Genomic DNA, 9,933 nt, shown 5'->3' with positions numbered 1-9,933 from the left:
TATTTAAAAATTTTTAAATACAAACAGCATTTCCCTGAGGATAAAAAATGCTATTTTTGTATTTAAAAATTATATTTTTAAGTATTTTAATTATTCATTTTCATTTTTTTTGATGTAGTTAGAAATTTGATCAGCTTGAAAAAAATCAGGATAATTAACTGTATCAAGTATAACTTGAACCATAGTATTATTATCAAGATTGATAACCACAGGGGCTAAAAAATTTACAGTGGACTCCTCTATGCTTTTAGCAATGGCTACTATATTATAAATTTTCATGTTAGAATCAGGTGTTAAAGAAAGCAATTCTTGATAATAAGTTGGTATATCAAATTCATAATCAGGTCTTATAAGATAAGGATTGATAAGTACAAATGAAAAATTTTTGCCATCTAGACTTTTTAATCTTACAAATACTTCATCTATAGTTGAAAATTCCATATTTTTAGTTTCTTCAAAACCTAAAATGGGACATTTAACAGCTAAGGTCATTTTTTCTCCTCAAGATTTATAATCATTATTCTATCATAAAATAAGCAATATTAGTTCCAAATTTTAAATTTATTTATCTAAATTTATTATAATTTACAAAAAATAATCGTAAAATAATGATTTTAATAAGATATTTTAAAAGGCGTAAATTAATGAAAAAAAATTTTTTTCTTTTTATTTTAATAGGAATTTTTTTAAGTTCATGTAGTGTAAAGACCAATGAGGGTTTGTATAATTTAACTGCAAAAGAGTGGTATAAACAAATAATTAAAGATTTACAGGATAAAGATTTAGAAAAGGCTGATGAGCATTATAATGGTATGGCCAGCGAACACGTTTCTAATCCGCTTTTAGAAACCACGCTTATAATTTTAGCACAAGCCCATATTGATGAAGAAGAGTATCAATTGGCTGAGTTTTATTTGGATGAATATAATAAAAAATTTGGCAGTTCTCGCAATGCTGATTATATACGTTATTTAAAAATAAAGGCTAAATTTGATGCTTTTGGGGTGCCAAATCGAAATCAAGCACTAATGCTTGAGAGTCAAAAAGAAATCAGTGATTTTTTACAAGATTATCCTGATACAGAGTATAATCCTTTGGTGCAAACTATGCTGACTAAATTTAATTTAGCGATTTTTTATCTTAATGATACAATTAAAGATTTATACTATAGAACCGGACACACTCAAAGTGCAGAAATTTACGAACAAAAACTAAGAGAAAGTGAATTTTATAAGCAAAGTATTATAAAGCCAGAACTTCCTTGGTATAGAAGCATATTTGAAAAATTTTAATTTTAAAGGAAAATAATGCAAATAGAAGACATACAAAAATATCCAGCTGATTTGCCTGTTTTGGTAGAAGATGAATTATTTTTATATCCTTTTATGATTACACCTATTTTTATCAATGATTCTGAAAATATGAAAGCCTTAGATCTTGCAATTAAAAAAGATTCTATGCTTTTTGTTGCTCCTTCTAAATTTGAAAACGGAAGAACTTTTGATGAAATTTATGATTGTGGGGTTGTGGGTACTATTATGAGAAAAGTACCTTTGCCTGATGGAAGAGTTAAGATACTATTTCAAGGTTATGCTAAAGCTAGAATTATAAAACCAATTTCAAATAAACCTTTAGAGGCAACTATAAATTTAATCGAAGAAGAACCTTTGGATAATACTAAAAAAGAAGCCTTGCTTGGAGTTTTGAAAGAAAAAATCAAGGCATTAGCTAATATCAGTCATTATTTTTCTCCTGACTTGCTTAGAACGATTGATGAAGGAATGGATGCTTCTAGAATTTGCGATTTAGTTTTAAATATTATACGTATTAAAAAACAAGATGCTTATAGTTTTTTTATTTTGACCAATTTAGAAGAAAAACTTTTAAAATTAATTGATTTAATAGCTCAAGAAATTGAAGCAAATAAAATTCAAAAAGAAATTAAAAATAAAGTCCATTCTCGTATTGATAAAGTAAATAAAGAATATTTCTTAAAAGAGCAACTCAGACAAATTCAAAAAGAGTTAGGAAGTGATTCTCAAAAAGAAGATGAGGTTAGAGAATACTATAAAAGATTAGAAAATAAGAAAAAATTTATGCATGAAGATGCTTATAAAGAGATTAAAAAACAAATTGATAAATTTGATCGTATTCATCAGGATAATTCTGAAGCGTCTATGATACAAACTTACATTGAAACGGCCTTAGATGTTCCTTTTGAAAAAATATCCAAAAAAAAGCTTGATATCAAAGAAGTATCTAAGCATTTAAATAACGATCATTATGCCTTAAATAAGCCAAAAGAGCGTATAGAGGAGTATTTTGCTGTTAAAGAGCTTTTAGAAAAACGTTCGGTTTCCGATAAAGATGGAGCCAAAGTTATACTTTGTCTTTATGGTCCTCCTGGTGTGGGAAAAACTTCTTTGGCTAACTCGGTTGCAAAAGCGTTAAAAAGAGAACTTATCCGTATTGCTTTAGGAGGGCTTGAGGATGTAAATGAATTAAGAGGGCATCGTCGCACTTATATAGGAGCTATGCCAGGACGTATTACTCAAGGGCTTATAGAAGCAAAGCAAATTAATCCAGTGGTTGTTTTAGATGAGATAGATAAATTAAACCGAAGTTTTAGAGGGGATCCGAGTGCTGTTCTTTTAGAAATCCTTGATCCAGAGCAAAATTCAAAATTTAGAGATTATTATTTAAATTTCAATATCGATTTAAGTAAGATCATTTTTATAGCTACCGCAAATGATATAAGCAATATCCCAGCACCCTTAAGAGATAGGATGGAATTTATAGAGCTTAGTTCTTATACACCTAATGAGAAATTTCATATTGCTAAAAAATATCTTATTCCAGATGAACTTAAAAAACATGGATTAAAAGCCAGTGAATTAAGTATAAATGATGAAACTATAGAACTTATTATTAGCGAATACACTAGAGAATCAGGTGTGAGAAATTTACGTAGAAAAGTAGCTGAAATTTGTCGAAAAAGTGCAAAAAAATTACTTTTAGAAAAGATAAAAAAAGTAAATATTAATGTTAAAAATCTAGAGGAATTTTTAGATAAAAAGGTTTTTGAGATTGAAAAAAATGATGGAGAAAACCGTATAGGACAGGTTAATGGTTTGGCTTGGACAAGTGTGGGTGGTGATGTATTAAAAGTTGAGGCGATTAAGATAAAAGGCAAAGGAAATTTAACTCTAACTGGTAGCTTAGGCGACGTGATGAAAGAATCAGCTAAAATTGCTTTTAGCGTGATTAAAGTTTTGATTGATCAAGGTAAAATCAAAGTTCCTAAAAAATTTATCTTAGATTCTAAAGGCAATGTTTATGATCATTATGATTTGCACATTCATGTTCCAGATGGTGCAACCCCTAAAGATGGACCAAGTGCAGGTATTACTATAAGTACTGCAATTGCTTCTGTTTTTAGTGATAAAAAAGTATGTGCCGATGTTGCAATGACGGGTGAGATTGATTTGGCGGGAAATGTATTGCCTATAGGAGGTTTAAAAGAAAAACTCATTGCTGCTTACAAGGCTGATATAAAAATCGCTTTAATTCCAAAGAAAAATTATGAAAGAGACTTAAAAGATATTCCTAGCGAAGTTAAGGACAATATGAAAATAATTGCCGTGAAAAATTTCGATGAAGTTTTAAAATATGCTTTGGTAAAATAAATAATCAAGCAAAGGTAAAAAACCTTTGCTTTTTATTATAATCCTTCAAAAGGATTACTAATCACTTCTTTTCTATCAACTATATAAGGAATTAGTGCAACGTGTCTAGCACGTTTGATCGCTACTTCAACCATTTCTTGATATTTTTTACTTGTGCCTGTTAAACGACGAGGCATAATTTTAAATCTTTCTGATAGAGCATGTTTTAACATAGCTGTATCCTTATAGTCTATAAATTCAACTTTTGCTTCCGTATATTTGCAATATTTGCGAGAATATTTTCTTTTTTCTGCCATAATTAATCCTTTTTAAAATGGTAAATCTGTGTCGTCACTATCATAAGCATCGACATCAATTTCTTTAATTTTCTCTTGGTTTTGGTTAGAGTTTGGTGTTTTTTGTGGAGCTTTTTCAAAATTGCTTTGACTTGCATAAGGATCATAGCTTTGATTTTCGTAATTTGTATATGAATTACCAAAATTTCCACTATTTTGAGGTGTATTGTTTGCTCCTAGCATTTCCATATTTTCAACTTGGACGCTATGTTTTGAACGATTTTGACCATTTTGATCGCTCCATTGTTCAAATCTTAGACGCCCTTCGATTAAAATTTTTGATCCTTTTGTGAGATATTGATTTGCAACTTCTGCTGTTCTGCCATAAAAGCTGATATCAATAAAGCAAGTTTCCTCTCTTTTTTCTCCATTTACAGTAAAACGTCTAGTTACAGCAATAGCTGAAGCACCAATCGCATTACCATTTTGCCCATAACGCATTTCTATATTGCGCGTAAGATTACCAACCAAAACAACTTTATTAAACATTGTATTCCTTATTGAATTTCAGGAGTATCTAAAGGTTTAATCTCTTTTTTAGATTGCTTGATACCGTGACTTAGTTTTTCCCAAGCCGCAATCTCTTTTTTATTTTCATATTTTACGATTAAAAATCTAATAATTTCTTCTGTGATTCTTAAAACTCTTTCTAACTCAGCAATTAATTTAGGAGGAGCTTTAAAATAAATAACAAAATAAGTTCCACGCTCATATTTTTTAATTTTGTAAGCGAGTTTTCTAGTGCCCATTGGAACAACAGTTTCGATTTCTGCACCATTTTTTGTAAGGACTTCTTTGACGAATTCCAACTTAGTATTAACTTCTTCCTCTGTAAGAGTTGGTTTTAAAATAAATAAAACCTCATAATGTTTCATAAATTCTCCTTGTGGATATTAAGCCCAATAAATGAGCAAGGATTTTGCAAAGTTTTGACTATGCAAACTTTTAATTATATCAAAATATACTTAATTTATACTTGATAGGATGAAATTATTACCAAAAGTAACATTATTTATTTAAATTTAATTAAAATATATTTTAATTTTATTCAAATGGTGTTTTTTATGCTAAGATAATTTTAATGATTCTATTGATTAGGAGAATGCTATGCAGACAAAACCTATTCGCTGGTTTACTTTCATTGTTTTAGTCATAGGGGGGGGGGACTGTCTTTAAACTCTCTTCCTTAAAGGATGCTTTTTATGTTCCTATGCAAGAATTTATGAGTCTTAGTAATACTCAAATTGGTCTTGCGCTTTCAGTTTATGGCATAGTCCAAACGGTTGGAAATTTCGCTTCAATTTATATAGCAGATAGATTTTCTAAGAAAATTCTTATTCCATTTTCCTTAGTATGTGTTGGTTTGGTGGGAATTTATATTTCTACTTTTCCATCATTTTATGGTATTTTAATTGCTTGGGGATTGTTAGCTTTGTTTGGTGAAGTGATTTATTGGCCTGTTCTTTTAAAGGCAATTCGCTTACTTGGAGACTCTACTCAACAAGGAAGACTTTTTGGTTTTTTAGAAGCTGGAAGAGGGGTTGTAGATACTATTGTTGCTTTTAGCGCTTTAGGAATTTTTTTACTTTTAGGATCAGGAGCAGGTGGATTAAAAGCCGCTATACTTTTTTATAGTGTTTGTGTAATTATCGCAGGTGTTTTGGCTTATTTTTTACTTGAAGATGATAAGATCAATACAACCGATGAACAAGGTAATGAAATCAGTAAAAATCAAGCTGCTTGGAATGGAGTTGTAAAGGCTATAAAAACTCCTGAAATTTGGGTGGTTTCTTTAACTATTTTTACTATTTATTCTATATACTGCGGTTTGACTTCATTTATACCTTTTTTAAAAGATATTTATGGTATGCCAATAGCTTTAGTTGGAGCTTATGGAATTATCAATCAATACACTTTAAAATTAGTCGGCGGTCCTATAGGTGGATATTTGGCAGATAAAAAATTTCATTCATCAACTAAATATTTAAGATTTGCCTTAGTCTTAGCAGCTTTTGCGATTTTAATTTTTATTTTTATGCCTCATGAAAAATTAAATATTTATTTTGGAATGTGTTTAACCTTAGGTTTTGGAGCGATTGTATTTACTATGCGTGCGACATTTTTTGCTCCTGTAGATGAGATTAAAATTCCTAGAGAAATCAGCGGAGCGGCTATGAGTATCGCTTGTATTTTTGGATATTCTCCTCAACTTTTTTGCTTTGCTTTGTATGGTTTTATCATTGATCATTTTGATAAAAGTTTATTAGGCTATAGAATCGTTTTTGCTTTGATGGGATTTTTTGCAATTTGTGGTGTTGTGGTAACAACTATTTTATTAAAAATGATAGCTAAGAAACAAAATAATTAAGGATAAAAAATGAAAATTGGTTTAGAAAGTGAAAGTATGCATTTATGGTTTCAAAATGGTAGAATGGATATATTTTCTTATATTGATTTTGCAAAAGAGTTAGGTTGTGATGGGGTGATTATAAATATTATTAAAGATTTTGGCTTGGATGAGGAATGGGGGTGTTTGGGAAGTAATGAAGAACATCATCTTAAAAAGATTAAAGCAAAACTTGATGAATATAATATGTATTGCGAAATTGATGCTAAGGGTTTCGATAAAAATAAATTTGAAAAAATTGCTAAAGTAGCACAATTTTTAGATGCAAAAATTATCAGATCTTATGTGCCTTTAACAGATAGCAATAAAAAGGTTAAAAGTGCAAGCGAGGGTAGCTTTGATGATTCTAAGATCACAGCGCTTTTTAATAAAGAAGAATTTTTAAGCTCATCGGATGAAATTAAGGCCTTAATTGACATTTTGGAAACATACGATTTAAAACTTGCCATAGAAAATCATGAATATCAAACTTCAGGTGATTTACTTGAATTATTGGCTTTAATTAATCATCCTAGAATAGGATTTTTATATGATTTTGGAAATTCTATGATGGCTTATGAAGATCCTATTAAAGCTTGTAAGGATATGGCAAAATATACTTTTAGTACACATTGTAAGGATCACATTGTTTTTAATGAAGACGGAGTGGATTATGTTTGTGGAGTGCCTTTAGGCGAAGGAAATATTGATATTAAAGCTTGTGTGGAAATTTTAAAATGTGAAGGTTTAGATCGTATTAATATAGAGCAATGCTATCCTTATTGTGCAACTTTTAAAAGAGAAAAAGGAACCGGTGGGGTTAGTGAGCTGGGCGAGGGTGCTTTTAAAATCGAAAAACCTTTATTTGAAGGCTTAAAAGCTATGCAATATTATTATCCTCAAGAGGTTTCAAAAGAACATTTAGAAAAGCTTTTAAAGCTACAAAAAGAAGGTTGTAGAAAAAGTGTTCAGTATTTAAAAAGCATTATTTAGAAAAAATTTCATTGATTTTTTTCTCAATTTCATCAAGTATTGCAAAACGCTTTTTATACATAGAGCGTTTTTGACTTGGAATTTCTTCAATCTTTTTTCTCAAATGAGAGAGTTTATAATAATTGCGTTTATTTATTTTTATAAGCTCTCCACCATTTTCAAGCCAAATTTTTTGATAATTTACATAATAACCTTTGCTTTGTCCTTTTTTGGATCGAATTTGATTTTTTTCATAAACGCCGAGTGTGGTATCGCAATTTAAAACTTTAGTTAAAATTTTAATGCATTCTATGATTAAATCTATAGGTCTTAATCCAAAAAATTTTTTAGTACAAATTTTATTGATTTTCAAAGAATCTAAATTTTCATGCTTATAGCCTTGTATACAAGCGATTAAAATATTATTTTCAAGGGTAAAGCAAAAACTTGCTTGTAGGATGACTTGAGTGTTAAATTTAAGCTTAATAGCCCAAAAACCTTCCTCGCAAACATGATAATTTTGATCAAGATCGATTTCAAAAATATTTTCTTCATCTTTAAGTGTAAAAATATTTTTCTTTCCTGGAAAAAAATGAAATATTTTTAAGCCTTTATTAACATCATAAAGTAGAGTCCTTACTCTTTCATCGGCATTAAAACTTTTATCACAAAATCTTCTAATAACATTATAACAGGCATAAGGCCTTTCTTGAAAAAAATATTTCAAATGATTATTTTTTTCTTCATTGAGTGTTTTAATGAAAAAATTTACTTGAGAAAAATATAAAATTTTTCTAGCCCAAAAACGAGAATAACGCCAAAAAATAATACTTTTTTTAGGATCTGAAAAATCGGGCAAAGGATAGGTGAAATTTTGACTCATTGTAAAGCTCTTAAAATATCATTAAAAGTAGCAAAAAGCATCAAGCTTAAAAGTATAGCCATTCCTCCATAACTTAGATATTCAAAAGCTTTTTGTGGTACTTTGCGTCTAAAAATAATTTCATAAATATTAAACAGTATATGTCCTCCATCAAGCATAGGAATAGGTAAAAGATTTAAAATTCCTAGATTGATTGAAATTAAAGCCGCGATAAACAAGAGGAGTGTAAAACTTGTTTGTGCTGCTTTTGAGGTGATATTAGCCATTGTGATAATGCCACCTAAATTTTTAGCTTCCACATCTCCAACGATAAGTTTTGCTATACCCTTAACAATAAGTGTTGAAGCTTTGATGCTTTCATCTAAAGCATAATTTAGACTTTGTAATCCCGTGTGAAAAACTAATACATCAGTGCCTTTTGGACTTACCCCAAGTTGTGCTTTTGGAACTAATTGACCAAAATCATTATACCCTTGTCCTATTTTTGGAGTAAGATTAAAATTGATTTTTTCTCCATTTCTATCAATTACAATATTTAAAGGCTTTAGACTTAGGTGTTTTGAAATTTCATCAAAACTTTGAATTTTAACTCCATTGATGGATAAAATTGTATCATCGGGTTTAATTCCAGCTATTTGTGCAGCAGAATTTGGCGCAATGGCTCCTATTTGTGCTGATAATTTTTGTATCCCTAAATTTCCGATGAGAATATAAAGTATAAAAGCCAAAAGGAGATTAAAAAAAGGCCCAGCAAATAAAATATAAATTTTCTTAAACGCAGATAAAACACTGTAGCTATCAGGATCTAAATTTTCAAAACCTGGACGCATATCATCTTGCCCCTTAAGTTTGACATAGCCTCCAAAAGGTAAAGCACTTAAGCGATAAATAGTATTTTTAAAATTAAACTCTAAAAGACTTTTTCCAAAACCGATGCTAAAAATTTCTACTTTAACACCTAGGGATTTTGCGGCTAAAAAATGCCCTAACTCATGAAAAAAGATTAAAAAAGAAATTACTAAAATTGTTGCTAAAAATTCAATAGAATAAAATTTAAATCCAAGTATGAGTATTAAAATTAAAAAAAATAAAGATTTCATTGTAATTTTCCTTTGTTTTGTTTCATATAGCTTAAAACGTATTCAAAACCAGAATAAAGAGTTAAAACAAAGGCAATATAAAGTAAAATTTGTCCCCCTGTCCATTGCATTGTTAAAAAACCTATGGCTATCATTTGAAAGGTTGTTTTTAGTTTTCCTGCAAATGAGGCATTGACGTTTAAATTTTCACTGACCATAACTACGCGAAATCCTGTGATAAAAAATTCGCGAACGAGTATGAGATAAATAATCCATTCATTTGCTCTTCCTATCATCAATAATCCTAAAAAAGCTGCCAAGATAAGCATTTTATCAGCTAAAGGATCTAAAATACCTCCTAGTTTTGTTGTTTGATTCCAAGTTCTTGCAATATAACCATCAAAAAAATCACTGATTGCGGCTAAAGAAAATGTTAAAGCTGCAAAATAATTAATCCAGCTTTGATCTATTTTTTCAAAAGAATGGGTGAGCAAGAAAAAAAATAAAGGAGCTAGCATAATCCTTAAAAATGCTAAAATGTTGGGTAAATTCATACAAGACCTTAAATTCTATAAAATTTAAAAAATTATAT

Annotated in this window: 10 protein-coding genes and 1 pseudogene; 4 read left to right on the top strand and 7 right to left on the bottom strand. The window is 29.4% G+C overall.

Annotated features, from left to right (window positions below; all coding sequences use genetic code 11):
- Positions 1–90: 90 nt before the first annotated feature.
- Positions 91–492, bottom strand: coding sequence for a flagellar assembly protein FliW (fliW, locus tag H2280_RS03960; protein WP_137623419.1), 402 nt, complete (start codon positions 490–492; stop codon positions 91–93).
- A gap of 152 nt (positions 493–644) precedes the next feature.
- Here fliW and H2280_RS03955 point away from each other — a divergent pair, with 152 nt between their 5' ends.
- A complete protein-coding gene (locus tag H2280_RS03955; protein ID WP_137623418.1) occupies positions 645–1,292 on the top strand; it encodes an outer membrane protein assembly factor BamD in 648 nt (215 codons plus the stop codon).
- A 15-nt stretch (positions 1,293–1,307) separates the two neighbouring features.
- Positions 1,308–3,686 carry an endopeptidase La gene (gene lon, locus H2280_RS03950; protein WP_137623417.1) on the top strand — a complete coding sequence of 793 codons (2,379 nt, stop codon included), beginning with the start codon at positions 1,308–1,310 and terminating at the stop codon, positions 3,684–3,686.
- 35 nt (positions 3,687–3,721) lie between these two features.
- Here the strand turns inward: lon and rpsR are convergent, their stop codons facing one another.
- Genes rpsR through rpsF form a run of 3 tightly spaced genes read right to left on the bottom strand, consistent with a single transcriptional unit; the run spans position 3,722 to position 4,896 of the window.
- Positions 3,722–3,982, bottom strand: a complete 261-nt coding sequence (gene rpsR / locus H2280_RS03945) for a 30S ribosomal protein S18 (RefSeq protein ID WP_059117862.1) — start codon at positions 3,980–3,982, stop codon at positions 3,722–3,724.
- A gap of 12 nt (positions 3,983–3,994) precedes the next feature.
- A complete protein-coding gene (locus H2280_RS03940) occupies positions 3,995–4,510 on the bottom strand; it encodes a single-stranded DNA-binding protein (RefSeq protein WP_137623416.1) in 516 nt (171 codons plus the stop codon).
- Between the two features lie 8 nt (positions 4,511–4,518).
- A complete protein-coding gene (gene rpsF, locus H2280_RS03935; RefSeq protein ID WP_137623415.1) occupies positions 4,519–4,896 on the bottom strand; it encodes a 30S ribosomal protein S6 in 378 nt (125 codons plus the stop codon).
- 232 nt (positions 4,897–5,128) lie between these two features.
- Between rpsF and H2280_RS03930 the strand changes: the two are divergent.
- A pseudogene (locus tag H2280_RS03930) lies at positions 5,129–6,389 on the top strand (MFS transporter).
- Positions 6,390–6,398: 9 nt separating this feature from the next.
- Entirely contained in the window at positions 6,399–7,400 is a 1,002-nt protein-coding gene (locus H2280_RS03925; RefSeq protein WP_337215732.1) for a sugar phosphate isomerase/epimerase family protein, read from the top strand.
- Here H2280_RS03925 and H2280_RS03920 read toward each other — a convergent pair.
- Genes H2280_RS03920 through pgsA form a run of 3 tightly spaced genes read right to left on the bottom strand, consistent with a single transcriptional unit; the run spans position 7,393 to position 9,895 of the window.
- A complete protein-coding gene (locus H2280_RS03920; protein WP_337215731.1) occupies positions 7,393–8,262 on the bottom strand; it encodes a VirK family antimicrobial peptide resistance protein in 870 nt (289 codons plus the stop codon). The two genes, H2280_RS03925 and H2280_RS03920, sit on opposite strands and share 8 nt — an antisense overlap.
- Entirely contained in the window at positions 8,259–9,362 is a 1,104-nt protein-coding gene (gene rseP, locus H2280_RS03915; RefSeq protein ID WP_337215730.1) for an RIP metalloprotease RseP, read from the bottom strand. Before rseP ends, H2280_RS03920 begins: the two co-directional genes overlap by 4 nt.
- Positions 9,359–9,895 (bottom strand): CDP-diacylglycerol--glycerol-3-phosphate 3-phosphatidyltransferase, encoded by a 537-nt coding sequence (pgsA, locus tag H2280_RS03910; protein ID WP_137623410.1) that lies wholly within the window; start codon positions 9,893–9,895, stop codon positions 9,359–9,361. The genes rseP and pgsA overlap by 4 nt, the downstream gene beginning before the upstream one ends.
- Positions 9,896–9,933: the final 38 nt, after the last annotated feature.

It is taken from the genome of Campylobacter sp. 2457A, from assembly GCF_020135895.1.
Lineage (GTDB): Bacteria > Campylobacterota > Campylobacteria > Campylobacterales > Campylobacteraceae > Campylobacter_D > Campylobacter_D taeniopygiae.
Note: the sequence above shows the minus strand (reverse complement) of the source record. Positions and strands in the feature narration are given on the sequence as shown.

Excerpts from the sequence above, each read along its gene's own strand:
- rpsF (WP_137623415.1), bottom strand. The coding sequence starts at position 4,896 with ATGAAACATTATGAGGTTTTATTTATTTTAAAACCAACTCTTACAGAG.
- rpsR (WP_059117862.1), bottom strand. The coding sequence starts at position 3,982 with ATGGCAGAAAAAAGAAAATATTCTCGCAAATATTGCAAATATACGGAA.
- fliW (WP_137623419.1), bottom strand. The coding sequence starts at position 492 with ATGACCTTAGCTGTTAAATGTCCCATTTTAGGTTTTGAAGAAACTAAA.
- H2280_RS03940 (WP_137623416.1), bottom strand. The coding sequence starts at position 4,510 with ATGTTTAATAAAGTTGTTTTGGTTGGTAATCTTACGCGCAATATAGAA.
- lon (WP_137623417.1), top strand. The coding sequence starts at position 1,308 with ATGCAAATAGAAGACATACAAAAATATCCAGCTGATTTGCCTGTTTTG.
- rseP (WP_337215730.1), bottom strand. The coding sequence starts at position 9,362 with ATGAAATCTTTATTTTTTTTAATTTTAATACTCATACTTGGATTTAAA.
- H2280_RS03920 (WP_337215731.1), bottom strand. The coding sequence starts at position 8,262 with ATGAGTCAAAATTTCACCTATCCTTTGCCCGATTTTTCAGATCCTAAA.
- H2280_RS03955 (WP_137623418.1), top strand. The coding sequence starts at position 645 with ATGAAAAAAAATTTTTTTCTTTTTATTTTAATAGGAATTTTTTTAAGT.
- H2280_RS03925 (WP_337215732.1), top strand. The coding sequence starts at position 6,399 with ATGAAAATTGGTTTAGAAAGTGAAAGTATGCATTTATGGTTTCAAAAT.
- pgsA (WP_137623410.1), bottom strand. The coding sequence starts at position 9,895 with ATGAATTTACCCAACATTTTAGCATTTTTAAGGATTATGCTAGCTCCT.